This is a genomic window from Nocardia sp. NPDC004582 (genome assembly GCF_053602115.1).
In genome coordinates this window covers 15,776-33,771 of the sequence record NZ_JBSGCY010000071.1, presented here as the reverse complement: position 1 = coordinate 33,771, position 17,996 = coordinate 15,776, and the positions used below count along the sequence as shown (strand labels likewise).

Here is a 17,996-nt window from a genome sequence, read left to right as displayed (position 1 = left end):
CGGCTGTCGGGCGCGCCCCAGCGGGTGACGCCGCTGCGGCTGCGGTGCCTGCCGCGCAGCGGGGCCGGGCCGCTCAACAAGTCCGGGTATCCGACGGTGGGCCGGCAGCGGGAGCGGGTGGCCGTCGACGTGGCCGCCGATATCGTCGGGCTGCTCGGGTCCGGGGTGCTCATCGATGCCGGGACTGCCCGCGAAAGGGCCATCGGGCCCGGCGATATCGCGGTGCTGGTGCGCAATCGCGCGCAGCTGGAGCTGGTGCGGACCGAACTGGAGGCGGCCGGGGTCGCCTCGGTGCTGGCCGGTGGTGCGAGCGTGTTCGGGACGCCCGCGGCCACCGAATGGCTGTGGGTGCTGCGGGCGGTCGAGCAGCCGCATCGCGGGGACCGGGTGCGGCTGGCGGCCGGGACGGCGCTGCTCGGGGTGAGCGCGGCCGAGATCGACGCCGGGGGAGCCGATCTGGTGGGCCGGCTCAGCGCCGACCTGCGCGACGCGGCCCGGTTGTTCGCCCGGGCCGGGTTCGCCGCCGTCGCGGAGAAGCTCAGTGCCGAAACCCGATTGGCGCCGCGGCTGCTGGCGCTCGAAGGCGGCGAACGGCAGCTCACCGACCTGCGCCAGATCGCGCAGCTGCTCGACGACGCGGCCCTGCGCGAGGGTCTGGGGCTGTCCGCGCTGACCCGCTGGCTGGCCGACCGGGTGCGCGATCCGGCCTCCGGGAGCGTGGCCGATCGCAGCCGTCGGCTCGATCGGGACGCGGCCGCGGTGCAGGTGGCGACCGTGCACGCCAGCAAGGGGCTCGAATTCCCGGTCGTGTACCTGCCTTTCGCGTGGGACGCGGCCAAGCTGCGCAATCCGCCGACGCTGCTGTTCCATGACGAGCAGGGCCGCCGGGTGCTCGATGTCGGCGGCTCCGAAGCGCCGGGCTACAACTCCCGGCGGCTGCGCGCCGAAGCCGAGGAGCAGGCCGAGGAACTGCGCCTGCTGTACGTGGCGTTGACGCGGGCGGGCGCGCAGGTGGTGGCCTGGTGGGCACCGGCCTACGACACCCAGACCGCGCCGCTGCATCGCATGCTGCTGGGGCGCGAACCGGGCAGTCCCGCCGTGGCGGACAAGGTGCCGGTGCCCGCGGATTCGGTAGTGCTGGAACGGATTCGGGAGTGGGCGTCGACGGCCGAGCCCGGCGTCATCGCCGTCGAACCGGTCCGGGAGATCACGCGCGCTCGCCTGCCGCACGACGACACGGCCACGGCCGCCGAACCATTGGCCGCCGCCCGCTTCGACCGGGTGCTGGATCAGGCGTGGCGGCGCACCTCCTATTCGGCGTTGACCGCGGGCGCGCACGACGCCCTGCCCGCCGCCGATGTTCCCGAGGGCGGCGGCGTCTCCGACGAACCGGCTGATCCGGCCGTACTCGCCGACGACCTGAGCGCGTTCGCGGGCGCCGCGCCCTCGCTGATGAATTCGCTGCCCTACGGCGCCGAGTTCGGCACCCTGGTGCACGAGGTGCTGGAGTACGTGGACACCGACGCCCCCGACCTGGCCGCCGAGATCCGGGCGCGCTGCCTGCACGCGGTGAACGAGCAGATGTTCGACGCGGACCCCGACGTGCTGTCGGGGGCGCTGCTGGCGGTCATGCACACGCCCATCGGGGACGGGACGCTCGCCGGGTTCTCGACCCGGGATCGGTTGAGCGAGCTCGATTTCGAACTGCCGCTCGCCGGCGGGGACGACCCGGTCGCCGCGCGCGTCACGGTGCCGCGCATCGCCGATCTGCTGCGCCGCCACCTGCCCGCCGACGACATCTTCGCGCCCTACGCCGATCAGCTCGCGCACCTGGACGACACACCGCTGCGGGGGTACTTGACCGGCAGTATCGACGCCGTGCTGCGGATGGCCGGACCGCGATTCCTGGTCGTCGACTACAAGACCAACCGGCTCGGCATGGGCGACCTGACGGTGGCGCACTACACCCGCGACCGCATGGCCGCGGAGATGATGCGCTCGCACTACCCGTTGCAGGCCATCCTGTATTCGGTCGCGCTGCACCGGTATCTGCGCTGGCGGCTGCCCGGCTACGATCCGGCGCGCCACCTGGGCGGCATCCGATACCTGTTCGTGCGCGGCATGATCGGGCCCGAGACCCCCGACGGCTGCGGCGTCTTCGACTGGCATCCACCCGCCGAACTGGTGGAGGACCTCTCGGCGCTGCTCGCCGGTGACACGGGAGTGGTGCGATGACTTCGATTCAGCTGGCGCAGCGCGGGACCGGGCTGCTGCAGGTGTTCAATGCGGCCGGGGTGCTGTCGGCGGCGGATGTGCATGTGGCGTTGCGGCTCGCGCGGCTGGGCGGAGAACGGTCGGAGGCGGTGGTTTTCGCGACCGCGCTGGCGGTGCGCGCGGTGCGATCCGGGTCTGTGTGCCTGGAAGTGCGGCGCATGCACGAGATCGGCGTGGACGCTCAGGACACCGAGGAATCGGCCATCGATCCGGCCACCCTGCCCTGGCCCGACGTGGACATGGTGATCGCGGCCCTGCGGGTGAGCCCGCTGGTGACCGGGAGCCCGGCCGGGCCGCTGCGCCCGCTGCGCCTCATCGACCCGCCCGGCGGTGACTCCGGCTCGCGGGGCGGTGGCGAGGCCGGCCCGCGCGGCGGCAGTGCCGGGTCGGGCGGCGACACCGGGCCGCTGCTCTACCTGGACCGGTACTACCGGCAGGAGGAGACGATCCGGCGAGTGCTCACCGAGCGGGCCGCCTCGCACCCGATGGTGGACGCGGAACTGGTGCGGCGCGAACTGGATCGGCTGTTCCCGGATCACGGCGGGCCCGGTGAGCCGCCGGATCGGCAGCGGCTGGCGGCGGCGCTGGCCACGACGCAGTGGACGACCGTGGTCGCGGGTGGACCCGGTACCGGTAAGACCCACACCATCGCCCGGGTGCTGGCGCTGCTGGTGGCGCATCAGCAGGCTGTGCCGGGCACGCCCGCCCTGCGGATCGCGCTGGCGGCGCCGACCGGCAAGGCGGCGGCGCGCATGCAGGAGGCGGTGCGTGAGCAGGCGGGTGAGATCGGGTTGCCCGAGCTCACCGCCGCCACGCTGCACCGGCTGCTGGGCTGGCAGCGCGGCGGCGCGGGACGGTTCAAGCACAACGAGTTCAACCGGCTGCCCTACGACGTGATCGTGGTGGACGAGACCTCGATGGTGTCGCTGACCATGATGAGCCGGCTGCTGCCCGCGGTCCGGCCGGACGCGCGGCTGGTGCTGGTCGGTGACCCCGACCAGCTGGCGTCGGTCGACGCGGGTGCGGTGCTGGCCGACCTCGTCGCCGGACCTGTTCCGGGACAGGCGAATCCGGCGCTGGAACGCATCCTCGGCGGGGACCTGCGGGCGACGGCCGCGCATCCGGACGCGCTGTCGGGGCGCGAACGCGAACGGCTGCGGGGCGGCATCGTCCGGCTGACGCGGGGTCGCCGCTTCGGTGGGCGGATCGCGGAGCTGGCGGTCGCCATTCGCGCGGGCGACGCCGATGCGGCGCTGGCCCTGCTCGCCGACGGCGGTGACGAACTGTCGCTGCACGCGCCCGAGGACATCGCCGGCGTGCGCGCGGACGTGCTGCGGGCAGCGCGCGACGCCACCGACGCCGCGCTGGCGGGGGACGCGACCGCCGCGCTCACCGCCCTCGAATCGCATCGTCTGCTGTGCGCGCACCGGCAGGGTCCCTACGGTGTCGAACGCTGGGACCGGCTGGCGGCGGGCTGGGTGATCGGGGCGGGGATCAGCGCCGATCCCGGTGCCGGGCACTGGTACCCGGGGCAGCCGCTGCTGGTCACCGCCAACGACCACGAGGCGCGGATCTACAACGGCGACACCGGTGTCATCGTGCGCGCGCCCGACGGCACGCTGCGCGCGGCGCTGCAGCGCGGCACCGAGCCGTATCTGGTGCACCCCACCCAATTCCCCGGGGTGACCACCGTCTACGCCATGACGATTCACCGCAGCCAGGGCAGTCAGTACGACACCGTCTCGACGGTGCTGCCGGGGCCGGAATCGACCCTGCTCACCCGAGAGCTGCTGTACACGGCCGTGACCCGGGCCCGGAAGCAGGTGCGGATCCTCGGGACCGAGGAATCGATCCGGTCGGGCATCGCCCGCCGCGTCCTGCGCGCGAGTGGCCTGCGCAATCGGGAGTGATCCGGGGTCTGGACACGCTGCGGGGTGCGGAGTTTCGCCGAGCGTGTGCGGGGCGGGCGTGGCGGCGTAGCGTGAGCGATGCGCGATACCGCTGACGCCGCGGTCTTTCCGATCGGGGCGCCCGAGAGGGGAGGGCTTGGCATGGTCGATTTCGAAGCGGAACCGAGCACGGACTCGGTGGTGTCGGAGGACGGCACGCGGATCGTGTACCTCAGCCGGGGCAGTGGGCCGGGCGTGATCGTGATTCCGGGAGTGTTGTCCCTGGCCGGCGGGTATGAGCGGTTCGCGGCGGCCCTGGCCACCGCGTTCACCGTGCACACCATCGAACGGCGCGGGCACGGTGAGAGCGGGCCGCAGCGTCCCGAGCACGGGGTCGAGGACGATTGCGCGGATGTGCGGGCGCTCCAGGACAAAACGGGCGCGGGGTTCCTGGTCGGGCACAGCTACGGGGGATTCGTGGCGCTCGAGGCGGCGCGGAAGAACCCGGGGATCGCGAAGGTCGCGGTGTACGAGCCGGGACTGTCGGTGAACGGGTCCATGCCCTTGGGGTGGATGGGCGCCTACGAGAAATACCTGGCCCAGGGCAAACCCCTGGAGGCGTTCATCGAGTTCCTGCGGGCGATCGGGCCGGACTCCATCCGGAAGACGCCGCGGTGGATGTTCCGGCGCATGATGCCGATCATGATGAAGGCCCCCGAGAAGGACGAGGTCATCGCGCAATTACCGCAGAATCTCGTCGAGCACCGGCAGTACGCGCGTTTCGACAACACGTATCGGAATTACGCGGAGATCACCGCCCGGGTGCTGTTGCTCGACGGGGACAAGGACCGGCGGCCCTGGACCGCCTCCGACCAGGAGCTACTCGCCTCGGTGATCCCGGATTGCGAGCGCGCCATCGTGCCCGGCCTCGACCATTTCGGGATCGACAAGGGGGATCCGGATCGGGTGGCGGGCGTGATCGGGGAATTCTTGTCGCGTTCTTGACGTCCTCTCCGGTCTGAAGTGAAGGCCGAAGATTCCTACCAGCGCCCTGACGAGCGCTCTCGGTGGGTTCCTGTTTCACAGGGACTTGCTTTCCGCTAGGCGGAAAGACTTATGGTCCCTCCGCAGGCGTTTAACCTCTCGGCGCGTCCCGCCGCGAGAATGTTGATGGCCGCGTTCAGGTCTCGGTCGTGGATGGCCCCGCAAGTGCACGCCCATTCACGGACATGCAGGGCCTTCTTGTCCCCGATCGCCCCGCACCCCGAGCACATGCGGGTCGACGGGAACCAGCGATCCACCCTGACGAAGGTGCGCCCGTACCGGGCGGCTTTCTCCTCCAACATGCGGGTGAACATGCCCCACCCGGCATCGTGCACACTCTTGGCCAACTGGGTACGCGCGAGACCTTTCACGCACAAGTCCTCCACGAACACCGCTTGGTTATCGCGGATGATCATCGTGGACTTCTTGTGCGCCCAATCCCGGCGCGTATCAGCCACTTTCGCGTGAGCACGGGCGATCTTCAACCGAGCTTTCGCGCGATTCTTGGAGCCCTTCTCCTTGCGGGACAACGATTTCTGCGCCTTCCGTAATCGGCGCTCGGCCTGACGGAGGAAACGTGGCGACTCGATGACCTTGCCGTCCGACAGCACCGCGAACGTCGACAAGCCGAGGTCGATACCCACCTCCGCATCCAGTTCCGGAAGCGGCTGGTCGTCTGTCAGTACCACGAATGACGCGAAGTACCGTTCCGCCGCGTCCTTGATGATCGACACCGACGACGGCTCGGACGGCAGTTCCCGTGACCACGCCACTATCACGTCGCCGATCTTCGGCAACCGCAGTTTGCGGCCCGGTGTCACCGCGAATCGTGAGTTCTTGGTGAACCGGATGGCTTGCCGGTTGTACTTGCGGGACCGGAACCGAGGCCGCCCCACTCGCGCGGCGTGCCGCTTGCCGGTGATCGAGGCGAAGAAGTTGCGGTAGGCGGTGTTCAGGTCAGCCAACGCCTGCTGCAACACCACCGACGACACCTCGCCCAGCCAGGCGCGTTCGGGGGTTTTCTTGGCCTCGGTCAACGCTTTCGACAGCGCCGCGTCCATCACATATGGCTGCCCGTCGCGGCGCGCGGCCTCCCGCGCGGCCAACGCGTCGTTGTACACCACCCGCGCACAACCGAACGCCTTCGCCAGCGAAACCCGCTGGCCCGGTGTCGGATAGATGCGGAAGTTGTACCGCAACTGCATATCTCGACTTTATCGTAGTGGTTGATGGCAGACACGAGAGATGCCAGAAAAGGGCAGACACTATGATTTCGCTCTCCACGCCCACCTGGTTTTCGGCATCCTGGCCGAGGAATTGCGCTACGCCCGCGAATGGACCAGCGAACACCAGCGAACGGCCGCCTTCGATGTTTGGAACATCCACTACAACTATCATTTGACCCCATTCGACCGCCGGAAATCAGCCACCAGCCAGCCGCCTCCACACCGGCGTCACCAACGTCATGGCCGCATACAACCAGCGGAAATTCCGGTAGCGGCAGCATCGGGCACTGCGTTCGCGGCTTGAAGAATATGCTGGGGTCATGGCCACTACGCCGGAGCACGTCGATGTGCTCATAGTCGGGGCCGGATTGTCCGGCATCGATGCCGCCTACCATGTGCAGCGCGCCTTTCCCGGGCGCACGTACGCCGTGCTGGAGGCGCGGGAGGCCAGCGGCGGCACCTGGGACCTGTTCCGCTATCCGGGCATTCGCTCCGATTCCGACATGTTCACCCTCGGCTATCGGTTCCGTCCATGGCTGGGGGAGAAGGCCATCGCCGACGGCGACGATATCCTGGCGTACCTGCGCGACACCGCCGCGGAGAACGACATCGACCGCCACATCCGGTACCGGCACCGGGTGGTGCGGGCCGAATGGTCCTCGCCGCGCAACCGCTGGACGGTGACCGCCGACCACGACGGGGAACCGGTCACCCTGACCGCGGACTTCCTGTTCAGCTGCTCGGGCTACTACCGCTACGACGAGGGCTACACCCCGGATTTCCCGGGCACGGAACGCTTTCCGGGCCCGATCATCCACCCGCAGCACTGGCCGGACTCGGTGGACGTGGACGGCAAACACGTCGTCATCATCGGCTCGGGTGCCACCGCCGTCACCCTCGGTCCCGCGCTGGTCGAACAGGGCGCGCACGTCACCATGCTGCAACGGTCGCCGTCCTACATCATCTCCCTGCCCGCCCGTGACGGCCTGGCCGACCGCGCCCGCCAGTTCCTGCCCGCCCGCGCCGCGTACGCGGTGGCCCGCGCCAAGAACGTCGCCCTGAGCACCGCGATGTACCAACTGTCGCAACGCTATCCGACGCGCATGCGCGCCTGGATCCGCGGCTGGCAGCAGCGCTGGCTGCCCGAGGGTTTCGATATCGACACCCACTTCAATCCCAGCTACAAGCCGTGGGATCAGCGGTTGTGCCTGTCGCCCAACGGCGACTTCTTCCGGGCCATCCGCCAGGGCAAGCTCGACCTGGTCACCGACCGCATCGCCACCTTCACCGAAACCGGTCTGCGTCTCGAATCGGGCCGTGACCTGGACGCCGATATCGTAATCACCGCCACCGGCCTCAATCTGATCCCCTTCGGCGGCGTCGCCCTCGCCGTGGACGGCCACGACGTCAATCTGCCCGACACCATGGCCTACAAGGCGATGATGCTCTCGGGCATCCCCAACTTCGCCTTCATCATCGGCTACACCAACGCCTCCTGGACGTTGAAGGCGGACCTGGTGTGCGAATACGTGGTCCGTCTGCTCCGCCACATGGATGCCGAGGGCTACACCAAGGCCACCCCGATCCGCGACCCCGCTGTCGGCCCGGCCCCCTTCCTCGATTTCGAGCCGGGCTATGTCCTGCGCTCCCTCGACATCCTGCCCAAGCAGGGCACCCGCGCCCCGTGGAAGCTGCACATGAACTACCTGCGCGACCTGCCCGCCCTGCGCTTCGGCAAGATCACCGACCCCGCCATCCATTTCGAACGCGTCCAGCCGCTCGGCGTCACCGGGGTTTGATCATCGCCGCGATCTCACTGAACCCGCGCCGCACCGCGTGGTCATACGCCGTGCGCCCCTTGGCATCACGAATCGAGACATTCGCGCCATTGTCCACCAGCACCCGGACGATATCGCGATACACGGCACTGCCATTGCCGTAATAGACGGCTTCGAGAAGCGCGGTCCAGCCGAGATCGTTCACGTGATCGATGTCGATATCGGTCTGCCGCAACACCTCCCGCACGTAATCGAGATGGCCCTTCTCCGCCGCCGGGATCAGCGCGTTCCCGCCGAACCGATTCCGCAACGTCAAATCCGGCTGCGCGGGCAGCAGCAGCTCCATCATGGCGACACTGCCGGTGACCCCGGTATTCACCCAGGGACTCTCCCCGCGATCATCCTTCGCATCCGGATCCGCCTTGAATTCCATGAGCACCTTGGCGACCGGCAGATTGTCATCCAGCACCGCGATCATCAACGGCGTCCGCCCCGACCCATCCCGAGTCTCCACCTGCGCCTTCTGATTCAACGCGGCCCGAACCCCGTCCGCGTCCCCATCCTTGGCGGCCCTGAGCAACGCCTTGTTCGCCTGCTCCGCCGGCACCTCGACCGGCCCCGAACCACTGTTGTCGGACATCATCACCGATCCGTTCTGCGTCTGCTGACTGCTCTCCGCGGTTTCCTTGCCCCCCGGCTCGGCCGAGCAGGCGGCCACGAGCACGGCCCCGGCCACCACCGCCACCCCGACCCGGACTCCCCGAGCACGCCCACGCCACCACGAGGTCCCCATAACCGCTGCTCCATCCGTCGACCGAATTGCCTTCCCCTCCCATGCTCCGCACCCCCACCCACCCCCGAATCGGTGCACCGGCTCCTTCTCCCACCCCCATCCGGCCGACATCGATATCAACCGATCGGCTGACCCCGCCGACGCTTCCGATCTGCACGGCCGTCGCGCCGATCAGCATGATGACCGCGCCGACGATCTGGATCGGGTGGAGCGACTGGCCGAGGAGTAGCCAGGCCAGGACGGTGGCGGCCAGCGGCTCGACCACGGCGAGCACGCTGGCCGCGATCGGAGGCAGCTCTTGGAGGGCTCGGAGTCCGGTCAGGTAGGGCACGGCGGTGCCGAAGGCGGCGAGGATCAGCAGGACGAGCCAGGCGGGCAGGTGGCGGTCGCCGAGTGCGATCGGGGCTGTGAGCAGCTCGGAAGGGAGGGTCCACGGCGGGGCGATCACGGTGACCGCGATAGCTCCGACCACCAGTCCGGACGCGGTGAGTCCAGACGGGTCGGTTCGGCGGGCGCCATACTCACCGAGAAGAAAGTAGGCGGCCGAGCACATCGCCGAACCGAGGCCTGCCGTCAGCCCGACCAGATTCAGGCCGCTGGACTGCCAAGGTTGGGCGACAATGGCCAATCCGGTAATCGCGAATGCGATTCCCGCCCAGACCGACCCGCGCAAACGCGTATCCCGGGCGGTTCGCATCCACAATGCGACGAACGCGGGCGCGAGGTTGACGAGAACTATCGCCACTCCCACCGGGATTTCGGCCACCGCCACGAAGAACAACAGCTGAACGCCCGCAACACCGAGCAGTCCATAGGCGACCGGTAACCAGAGCTGCGACCGCGAGCACAGAAGCGTGCGCGGACGGAACCCGGCCACCACCGGCAACAAAAGCACCGCCGCCAGGGCGATTCGCGCCGAGGTCACCGCTGCCGGGCTCCAGCCGGCCACCATCATGGCCTTGGCCAACGGCCCCGAGCCGGCGAACAACACCCACGACAACAGCCCCCATCCGGTCGCCTGAACTCGGACCGGAATCCGGCCCGCCCTCTCCGTGATCGCCATGGCCGGATTGTGAATCCCGCCCCATGGACCGGGCCAGCGGATTTCCGTGGGTCGCCCGGTCTAGCGACCCGGTGGAAGCTGTGCGACGAGCGAGCCCGCGATGCCGAACAGTTTGTCGCACAGCTCATCTCGGCTGTAGCGTCGATCGCTCCACGACGAGACGACCATCTCGACCGCACCCACCGGTGCGCCGGCCCGCTCGCCTTGCGGTGCGTCGAAGGCGAGGTTGCAGCTGTGCTCGCTGTAGGACTCGCTCGGGAGGCTCAAACCCACCCGCCCGCCGATGCCGATCGGCCGGAAGCGGGTGTCGTGTCCGGGGTAGAAGTAGGCGTACAGGAACCGATCGGACCCGGCACTGATCGAGAAGTCGAAATCGTCCTTGTGCCACTGGCAGGCATTCCAGCCGTTGACCAGACTGCCGTATCCACCGACCTTCTTACTCGCCGGATCCAACCCCGCGGCCGTGATCGAGGAGTCGGGGATCGTGCACGGATCCCACGAGGTGATGGGCGGTTCTTCGGTCGGAGGGCTGGTCGTCGACGGTGTCGGCAGTGGCCAGGTGAGCGTCGTCCGCGGCAGGTTCTCCGGGAGGTCAGCGGTCAGTGCGCGGATGAGGGATTCCGCGCCCGAGCGAAGATCCGACTTCAAATAGCGCGATGTCCACACGGGTTCGGTGTCTCCGCCGGACCAGTCCGCACCGGTGATTCGCACGTCCATACGGAGCGTGCCGATCCGGGCGCTGGCTCCGCCTTCGTCGGACAACGGGTTCTGCTGGCCGGTCCAGCTCAGTGCCTCCTCACCCACACCGGACAGGGGCGTGGTCGACTGGACGTAGGAGTCCGGCCGGTTGGGCTTCATGGTCGTGCTGACGCTCCTTGGCGGGGAGACATCGAGGTCGATGACGATGGTGCGTGACAGTGGCCCGGCCGCGGGCACGTCGGCCGTGCGCGGCATCGGATTCTCGAGGACGAGTTCGCAGTGCACCGATCGGGAGTAGGCCGCCAAATTGGTGCTCTCTGTCCGCAGATGCCGGTTCTCCTGGAACAGCTTCGGGACGTACTCGCGCAGCGCGCTCCGTATGGAGCGGTCGGCGTCGTCGCACGAGGGCGGCGAGGTGAACGCGGTCGGAGTTTCTGTTTCATTGCCGTACGAGCAGGCCGGCACGGTGAGCAGGATGCCCGCCAGGCCTGCGGACAGCCGAAATCGTCTGCGCCGATTACGCAGTCGCGGTGTCGACGGCCGTGAAATCCGATGCATGCGCAGTGTGCCTTTCCCCCGAGTCGATCTTGTCCTGCGGAACGCTACCGGCTCCCGCGAACGGACCGATTCGCGGCTGTCGAGTTCGCTACCCCTGCCGGTGGTACCGGACGGCCGGGGTGCCCGGGGCCGTGGTCGACTGCGGGCGACACGCTCCTGACTGGGGCGTTCGATCGGTTGCCAAGTGGCAGTGGGCATTCGATATTCGAGGGGTGAATTCGATCGGGTCTCGTCGGGCAGGAGTTGACGCGTGAGCAAGGTGGTTATTGCGGCGATGGGGACCCGGGGGGACGTGGCGCCATTGCTGGATGTGGCGTTGCGGTTGCGGGATGCGGGGCATGAGGTGGTGGTCGCCGCGCATTGTTTGTTCCGGGAGTTGATTACCGAGGCGGGGCTCGAATTTCGGCTGATGGGGGCCGACGTCAAGGTGGACGAGTCGGATCCGTTCAATGTCGATCTGAGCGGGCACGAGGATTTGGTGGTGCCGGAGAAGCTGGCTTGGCCGGAGGGCCAGCGGTTTCTGGGAAGCGGGTTGATCGAGGCACTGATCGACGAGCCGATGGACGCGCTGCTGCTCAGTCCGATCACCGAGTTCTCGGGATTCCAGCTCGCCGAGGCCAAGGGGATTCCGGCGATCGGATTGCGGCTGTTTCCCTTGTCGGCGACCACGCAGCATCCGCCGAGTCTGGTCGGGGACAAGGATTTCGGGGGGTTCCGGAATCGGCTGACGGCCGATGTCGGGGCCTGGTTGTTCGACACCGTCTATCGCGGGCCGGTCGCCGACTTCCGGCGGGACCTGGGGCTGCCGAAGGTGTCCCCGCGTGAACTGCGGCGACGGCGCACCGCGTCGGAATGGCCGGTGCTGCACGGCTATTCGCCGAGTGTGTCGCCGCGGCCCGCGGACTGGCGCCCGGGGCTGGAGGTGACCGGCTATTGGTGGCCGCCGCGGCCGCTGGACTGGGAGCCTCCGACCGAACTCGTGGACTTCCTCGAAGCCGGACCGCCCCCGGTGTTCGTCGGATTCGGCAGCACCACCGAAGGTCGCGATCGTCGCGCCGAATTCTCGGAGCTGCTGAACGAGACGCTGCGGCGGTTCGGCGGCCGCGCGGTCGTGCAGACGGGCTGGATGAACCTCGACATCAGTGGTGAGGATGTGATGACCATCGGCAGTGTGCCGTACGACTGGCTGTTCCCGCAGGTCGCGGCCGCGATTCACCATGGTGGCGCCGGAACGACCTCGGCCAGTCTGCGTGCGGGTATGCCGTTCGCCGCCGTCCCCGGCCAAGCCGACCAGGGTTTCTGGGCGCGGCGGACGCGGGAACTCGGTGTCAGTCCGGCGACCATCGCGCAGCCGGAACTCTCGGTCGACCGCCTGGTCTCCGCCCTGCACGCGATGACCACCGACAGCTTCTACCGCGACAACGCCACCCGGCTGGCGGAACGGATCGCCCAGGAGGACGGCGCGGGCACCGCGGTCAAACTCATCGAGGCCCACCTCGACGCATACTGAACGGCATCGAATCTGTTCCGTCCGTGCGTCATTCGATCGCCGGTCCGGGCCAACGGGTCAGATCGCCCGGATCAGGCTGATTCGAACAGTCCCGGAACGGTGAGCGCGTATTCCACGTCCTGGCGGGTGCCGAGCATCGTGAGCACGCCGCGAATCATGGTCAACCGCGCGGCGTCGATGGTGGTCTGGTCGGGTTCGCCGTGCGGGGCCGCCGCCGAGATGCGGAAGACGACGTATTCGCAGGTGTGCAGCGCGGTGTCGAGTTCGAGGTCGGTGGGGGCGGGGCGGCCCAGGCCGGTGATCTTGTTTCGCACCAGCACCCGGATGTCGTCGACCACCCGATTCCGATACTCGGACACCGGTGAGCCCGGATCGTGCAGTTCGGCGAACAGCGGGGCCAGCATCGAGCCGTGACCGCCCGCCCAGTGCAGATACGCCTCGATCATGTTGATGCCGAGCTCGACCGGCTCCTCGGTGCGTTCCAGCGCCGAGCGGATGCCGCCGACGAGGTCGTCGTTGGAGACGGTGAGCACCGCGTGCAGGGGCTCGGTGGCATTGGCGAAATACCGGTAGAAGGTGGGCCGCGCGATCCCGGCCTGCTCGATGATGCGGGCCACGCTCAGCCCGCGGGACCCGTGCGCGGCGAACACGTCGGCGGTTGCCAGCACGATGCGGGCGCGCACCTGGTCGGCCTGCTGCTCCGTCTGCGGGGGGCGGCCGCGGCGGGCGGGGGTGGCCTTGTCCGCCGGAGGGCTTGACATCGCATGCGTCACGTCTATTAATCTAACACTGGTGTTCATGTAACACTGGTGTTCAGTTAATAGTGAGCTCCACCGGATCCAACTCTTCGAGAGGGCGACCAATGACGACTGCCCCGCAGCTCGCCGCCGCCGATGCGCTGCCTTTTGACCTGGTCCAGCGTCTGCTCGGCCATGCCGTCGCGGGCGGTGCGCCCTCGGTCGAGGTGTTCGCGCCCGCCACCGGCGCCAAGATCGCCGACCTGCCGCAATCCTCGGTCGCCGACATCGAGGCCGCTTTCGCCACCGCGCGCGCCGCGCAGGCCGAATGGGCGCAGGTCCCGGTCGGGGAGCGAGCCGCGCTGCTGCGCCGCATCCACGATCTGGTGCTGGCCGAGCAGGACACCATCCTCGACATCGTCCAGCTCGAGACCGGCAAGTCCCGGGTGCACGCCTTCGACGAGGTGTCCGATGTCGCGGTGAACTCCCGCTACTACGCCACCGAGGGCAAATCGATTCTGGCGCACCGCAAGCCGCGCGGCGTCATGCCGGTGCTGACCCAGGTGGAGGTGCGCAACCGGCCCAAGGGCGTGGTCGCGGTCATCTCGCCCTGGAACTACCCGCTCGCGCTGGGCGCCTCCGACGCGCTGCCGGCGTTGCTCGCCGGAAACGCCGTCATCGGCCGGCCGGACAATCAGACCGCGCTGACCCTGCTGTGGGCGATCGACATCGCCGAGCGGGCGGGTCTGCCCAAGGGGCTGTGGCAGGCCGTGCTCGGGCGTGGCGCGGTCGTCGGCACCGAGGTCATCGCGCGCGCCGACTACGTCGACTACACCGGGTCCAGCGCCACCGGCCGCACCATCGCCCAGCAGGCGGGGGAGCGGCTGATCGGCTACTCGCTCGAACTGGGCGGCAAGAACCCGCTGCTGGTGCTCGAGGACGCCGACGTCTCCGCGGCCGCCAAGATCGCGGTGCGCGCCTGCTTCGCCTCCGCCGGGCAGCTGTGCGAGTCGATCGAGCGAATCTATGTGCACGACACGGTGTATGACCAGTTCGTCCGCGAATTCGTCGCGCACACCCAGGATTTGACGCTCGGCAAGACCCTCGACTTCGGCTACGAGATCGGGTCGCTGACCTTCCCGCGCCAGATCGACAATGTGGCCAAGCACGTCGACGACGCCGTCGCCAAGGGCGCGACCGTCCTCGCCGGCGGCAAGGCCCGCCCGGACCTGGGTCCGTACTTCTACGAGCCCACCATCCTCGAGGGTGTGCGCGAGGGCATGACCGTCTACCGCGAGGAAACCTTCGGACCGGTCGTGTCGCTGTACCGCGTCCACAGTGACGACGAAGCCGTCGCGCAGGCCAACGACACCGCCTACGGGCTCAACGCCAGCGTGTGGAGCCGCGACACCGCCCGCGGGCGCGAAGTCGCCGCCCGGGTCAACGCCGGATCGGTGAACGTGAACGAGGGCTTCATCGCCGCGTGGGGTTCGGTCGCCGCGCCGTCGGGCGGGCTCGGCATCTCCGGCACGGGCCGCCGCCATGGACCCGAGGGCCTGCTGAAGTACATCGACACCCAGACCATCGCGGTGCAGCGCGTGCTGCCCATCGCGCCGCTGCCGGGCATGTCGGAGCAGCTGTGGGCCAAGACCATGACGCTCTACCTGAACGTCATGAAGACACTGCGGCAAAAGTGATTCCGCCGACCATCCGACAGGGGTACAGAGGGGTATGAAGACCGTAGCCGGTAAGAAGGTCCTGGTCACCGGGGCCGCCATGGGGCTGGGCAAGTCGTTCGCGCGCCGCGCGGTGGCCGAGCAGGCCGCCGACGTGGTGCTGTGGGACGTCAACGAGACGGCACTGAAGGAGACCGCGGCCGAGCTGGCGGCCCTGGGCGGCAGCCGGATTCACCACTACGTGGTGGACGTGTCCGACCGTGACGCCATCGCCGAGGCGGGCGCGGCCGTGCGCGCCGAGGTCGGCGGCATCGACGTGCTGGTCAACAACGCGGGCATCGTGCGCGGCAACGGCTACTTCTGGGAGACCACGAACAAGGCCGACATCGACAAGACGATGGCGATCAACTCGCTGGCCCCCATGTACATCACCCTCGAGTTCCTGCCCGCCATGGTCGCCAACACCGGCGTCGAGGCGCGCGTGCTGAACATCGCCTCCTCCGCGGGCCTGGTCTCCAACCCGCGCATGAGCGTGTACGCCGCCTCGAAGTGGGCGGCCCTGGGCTGGTCGGACTCGGTCCGCCTGGAACTCGAGCAGTCCGGCACCGACCACGTCCGGTTCACCACGGTGTGCCCGACCTACATCAACACCGGAATGTTCGACGGCGCCAAGGGATTCTGGTTCACCCCGATCCTCGAGCAGGAGGAAGTGGTCGACACCTCCTGGACCGAGATGAAGAAGGGCTCCGCGCTGGTCGTGCTGCCCTGGACCTCCCGCCTCAACCGCGCCATCTCCGGTCTGCTCCCGCTGAAGCTGCGCGACTTCTACCTCAATACGGTGGGCGTCTACCACTCGATGGACGAATTCACCGGGCGCAAGTAGGGATTCGCGCCGAACGGCGATCGCGCTCCGGCGCGACGCATCGACACCACCCGGCCGCCTGGTCCGGGTGGTGTTCGCTATCGGGGCCCGGTAGGGATCGCGACGGAATCCACCCGGGCCGAAGATGCGGCAGAGGTCCTATTTCGAGGATGCCTGAACATTGCTGAAGGTTAGATCTGAGGGTTGTCCGGGAACCTGGCGGAGAATCCCGGACTGATCCCCAGGCTGTCGTTGGCCGCATCTTCGTGGTGCAAATGTATGTCGCGTGGATACCTGCCGGGCTTGGCGACGGAAGGTGTCTGGTCGGTTGCCGGAGCGACCGTATGGGCGCAGAATCGACTGGGTTGATACTCGGACGTTTGGCTCCGCTCGACATAACTCGGACGATCTCTGACACCAGTGGGGTGACCTTGATGCGAACCGAAGGGGATAGTTGGGACATCGTGACGAGCGTGGGCCTCACGGCCCTGGGCGTCGCCGCGTTTCGCGCACTCGAGACGGCCGATCCCGAGCCGATGATCCGCGACGACTACGCGGCGTGGTTCGTCGAAGCGGCCGGTGAATCGCACTTCGTCGACATGCTGGCCGACCCGGAGTCGGTGGGCGAGGTCAGGCGGTTCGGGCATTTCATGGGCGTTCGGACGAGATTTTTCGACGAGTTCTTCGCCGCGGCGTTTCAGCAAGGTGTGCGGCAGGCGGTGATCCTGGCGTCCGGTCTGGACGCGCGGGCGTACCGGCTGGATTGGCCCGCCGGCGCGGTCGTGTTCGAGATTGATCAGCCTCGGGTGCTCGAGTTCAAGGACCGGGTTCTCGCCGAGCACGGTGCCGTGGCGAAGGCTGATCGCCGCGTGGTGGCGGTCGATCTGCGCGAGGACTGGCCCGCCGTGCTCATCGCCGCCGGATTCGATCCGGGCCGGCCGACGGCATGGTCGGCCGAGGGGCTCTTGCCGTTCCTGCCGGGTCTCGCGCACGACGCCTTGTTCGAACGCATCGACGCGCTGTCCGCGCCCGGCAGCAGCGTGGCGGCCGACGACTTCAGTCGCGGCCTGGACCTGCACCACTTCGCCGACACGGAGGCAAAGTTCTTCGGCAGCAACCCCTTCGGCGACCTGGACGTCAGCGACCTCCTCTACGACGACGCCCGCGCCGATCCAGGCGACTGGCTGTCACGCCACGGCTGGTCGGTCCACATCACCACCCCCGTCGACCTCGCCGCCGCCTACGCCCACCCGATCACCGACCTGCCCGCCGAACTGATCGACCTCATGCGGCAGGGGCAATACGCACGCGCCGAGAAACAGTGAACCTGATTCACATCCAGTCGGCCCAGTTGAAGAGCCGACGTGAGCGGACCCGACCTCGACGGCGCGGCGATCAGCCCGGTCACCATTGACAACTGTGAACGCTGGAGCGCCGCGCGGCTACCTCCGCCAGCAGAGTGGCCTGCGATATTCGGCTGGTTTCAGTCCCGGTGATGCCCTCGCCACCCCGCGGGGACGCAAATTCGCGCCCGCGCTGGTCGGTGTTGCACTCGTATTGGACACCCAAGGGTCGCGGCGGTGTCCTGGTCCGATCCGCCGATCCCGCGACACCTTCGGCCATCCGGATGAACTTGCTTGCGGCAGAGATTGGGGTAGCGCAGTACTCGGGACGCAGGGCCGGTGACGAGCGACGATAGGTCTCGGGGTTTCGAGACCCGATCCGTGCGTATGGCCGGACGGTGACCTGATTTGAGCGTCGAACGGCGGCCGGGTCAATTGCGGTCCGATTCGGGTAGTGAACTACTCACGCCGATGGCTCCGGTGGGCGAGATCATTGCGCTGAGGGGCAAGAGCGCCTGTGGACAGCCGCTCATTGTCACGAGGT

General features: G+C 68.4%; 13 protein-coding genes and 1 pseudogene. 9 read left to right on the top strand and 5 right to left on the bottom strand.

What is annotated here, in order from left to right; all coding sequences use genetic code 11:
• From ACWELJ_RS20265 to ACWELJ_RS20255, 3 genes are all read left to right on the top strand, one after another.
• Positions 1–2,235, top strand: a 2,235-nt coding sequence (locus tag ACWELJ_RS20265) for a 3'-5' exonuclease (protein WP_452367685.1), incomplete at its 5' end; no start/stop codon positions are given.
• Positions 2,232–4,184 carry an exodeoxyribonuclease V subunit alpha gene (gene recD / locus ACWELJ_RS20260; RefSeq protein ID WP_452367684.1) on the top strand — a complete coding sequence of 651 codons (1,953 nt, stop codon included), beginning with the start codon at positions 2,232–2,234 and terminating at the stop codon, positions 4,182–4,184. The genes ACWELJ_RS20265 and recD, both read left to right, overlap by 4 nt.
• A gap of 141 nt (positions 4,185–4,325) precedes the next feature.
• Complete coding sequence (locus ACWELJ_RS20255; protein ID WP_452367683.1) at positions 4,326–5,168, top strand: alpha/beta fold hydrolase; 843 nt, start codon at positions 4,326–4,328, stop codon at positions 5,166–5,168.
• A 95-nt stretch (positions 5,169–5,263) separates the two neighbouring features.
• Here the strand turns inward: ACWELJ_RS20255 and ACWELJ_RS20250 are convergent, their stop codons facing one another.
• Positions 5,264–6,412 carry an RNA-guided endonuclease InsQ/TnpB family protein gene (locus ACWELJ_RS20250; protein ID WP_452367682.1) on the bottom strand — a complete coding sequence of 383 codons (1,149 nt, stop codon included), beginning with the start codon at positions 6,410–6,412 and terminating at the stop codon, positions 5,264–5,266.
• Positions 6,413–6,509: 97 nt separating this feature from the next.
• Between ACWELJ_RS20250 and ACWELJ_RS20245 the strand changes: the two are divergent.
• A pseudogene (locus tag ACWELJ_RS20245) lies at positions 6,510–6,705 on the top strand (IS481 family transposase); the annotation flags it as partial.
• A gap of 48 nt (positions 6,706–6,753) precedes the next feature.
• The gene (locus tag ACWELJ_RS20240; RefSeq protein WP_452367681.1) at positions 6,754–8,232 is read left to right on the top strand and encodes a flavin-containing monooxygenase; all 1,479 of its coding nucleotides are present in this window, start codon (positions 6,754–6,756) and stop codon (positions 8,230–8,232) included.
• On the opposite strand, the gene ACWELJ_RS20235 is transcribed toward ACWELJ_RS20240, so the two are convergent.
• Genes ACWELJ_RS20235 through ACWELJ_RS20225 form a run of 3 tightly spaced genes read right to left on the bottom strand, consistent with a single transcriptional unit; the run spans position 8,219 to position 11,324 of the window.
• Positions 8,219–8,743 carry an ankyrin repeat domain-containing protein gene (locus ACWELJ_RS20235; protein WP_452367680.1) on the bottom strand — a complete coding sequence of 175 codons (525 nt, stop codon included), beginning with the start codon at positions 8,741–8,743 and terminating at the stop codon, positions 8,219–8,221. The two genes, ACWELJ_RS20240 and ACWELJ_RS20235, sit on opposite strands and share 14 nt — an antisense overlap.
• Positions 8,670–10,067: an EamA family transporter gene (locus tag ACWELJ_RS20230; RefSeq protein ID WP_452367679.1), complete on the bottom strand. Its 1,398-nt coding sequence runs from the start codon at positions 10,065–10,067 to the stop codon at positions 8,670–8,672. The genes ACWELJ_RS20235 and ACWELJ_RS20230 overlap by 74 nt, the downstream gene beginning before the upstream one ends.
• 60 nt (positions 10,068–10,127) lie before the next feature.
• Positions 10,128–11,324: a hypothetical protein gene (locus ACWELJ_RS20225; RefSeq protein ID WP_452367678.1), complete on the bottom strand. Its 1,197-nt coding sequence runs from the start codon at positions 11,322–11,324 to the stop codon at positions 10,128–10,130.
• A 250-nt stretch (positions 11,325–11,574) separates the two neighbouring features.
• Between ACWELJ_RS20225 and ACWELJ_RS20220 the strand changes: the two genes are divergently transcribed.
• Positions 11,575–12,834, top strand: coding sequence for a glycosyltransferase (locus tag ACWELJ_RS20220; RefSeq protein WP_452367677.1), 1,260 nt, complete (start codon positions 11,575–11,577; stop codon positions 12,832–12,834).
• A 71-nt stretch (positions 12,835–12,905) separates the two neighbouring features.
• Here the strand turns inward: ACWELJ_RS20220 and ACWELJ_RS20215 are convergent, their stop codons facing one another.
• A complete protein-coding gene (locus ACWELJ_RS20215; RefSeq protein ID WP_452367676.1) occupies positions 12,906–13,607 on the bottom strand; it encodes a TetR/AcrR family transcriptional regulator in 702 nt (233 codons plus the stop codon).
• An 89-nt stretch (positions 13,608–13,696) separates the two neighbouring features.
• Here ACWELJ_RS20215 and ACWELJ_RS20210 point away from each other — a divergent pair, with 89 nt between their 5' ends.
• From ACWELJ_RS20210 to ACWELJ_RS20200, 3 genes are all read left to right on the top strand, one after another.
• The gene (locus ACWELJ_RS20210; RefSeq protein ID WP_452367675.1) at positions 13,697–15,268 is read left to right on the top strand and encodes a succinic semialdehyde dehydrogenase; all 1,572 of its coding nucleotides are present in this window, start codon (positions 13,697–13,699) and stop codon (positions 15,266–15,268) included.
• Positions 15,269–15,302: 34 nt separating this feature from the next.
• A complete protein-coding gene (locus ACWELJ_RS20205) occupies positions 15,303–16,130 on the top strand; it encodes an SDR family NAD(P)-dependent oxidoreductase (protein ID WP_452367674.1) in 828 nt (275 codons plus the stop codon).
• Between the two features lie 413 nt (positions 16,131–16,543).
• Entirely contained in the window at positions 16,544–17,434 is an 891-nt protein-coding gene (locus tag ACWELJ_RS20200; RefSeq protein ID WP_452367687.1) for an SAM-dependent methyltransferase, read from the top strand.
• Positions 17,435–17,996 lie beyond the last annotated feature (562 nt).

Coding starts and splice junctions, on each gene's coding strand:
- ACWELJ_RS20225 (WP_452367678.1), bottom strand. CDS start 11,324: ATGCATCGGATTTCACGGCCGTCGACACCGCGACTGCGTAATCGGCGC.
- ACWELJ_RS20230 (WP_452367679.1), bottom strand. CDS start 10,067: ATGGCGATCACGGAGAGGGCGGGCCGGATTCCGGTCCGAGTTCAGGCG.
- ACWELJ_RS20250 (WP_452367682.1), bottom strand. CDS start 6,412: ATGCAGTTGCGGTACAACTTCCGCATCTATCCGACACCGGGCCAGCGG.
- ACWELJ_RS20210 (WP_452367675.1), top strand. CDS start 13,697: ATGACGACTGCCCCGCAGCTCGCCGCCGCCGATGCGCTGCCTTTTGAC.
- ACWELJ_RS20205 (WP_452367674.1), top strand. CDS start 15,303: ATGAAGACCGTAGCCGGTAAGAAGGTCCTGGTCACCGGGGCCGCCATG.
- recD (WP_452367684.1), top strand. CDS start 2,232: ATGACTTCGATTCAGCTGGCGCAGCGCGGGACCGGGCTGCTGCAGGTG.
- ACWELJ_RS20255 (WP_452367683.1), top strand. CDS start 4,326: ATGGTCGATTTCGAAGCGGAACCGAGCACGGACTCGGTGGTGTCGGAG.
- ACWELJ_RS20200 (WP_452367687.1), top strand. CDS start 16,544: ATGCGAACCGAAGGGGATAGTTGGGACATCGTGACGAGCGTGGGCCTC.
- ACWELJ_RS20240 (WP_452367681.1), top strand. CDS start 6,754: ATGGCCACTACGCCGGAGCACGTCGATGTGCTCATAGTCGGGGCCGGA.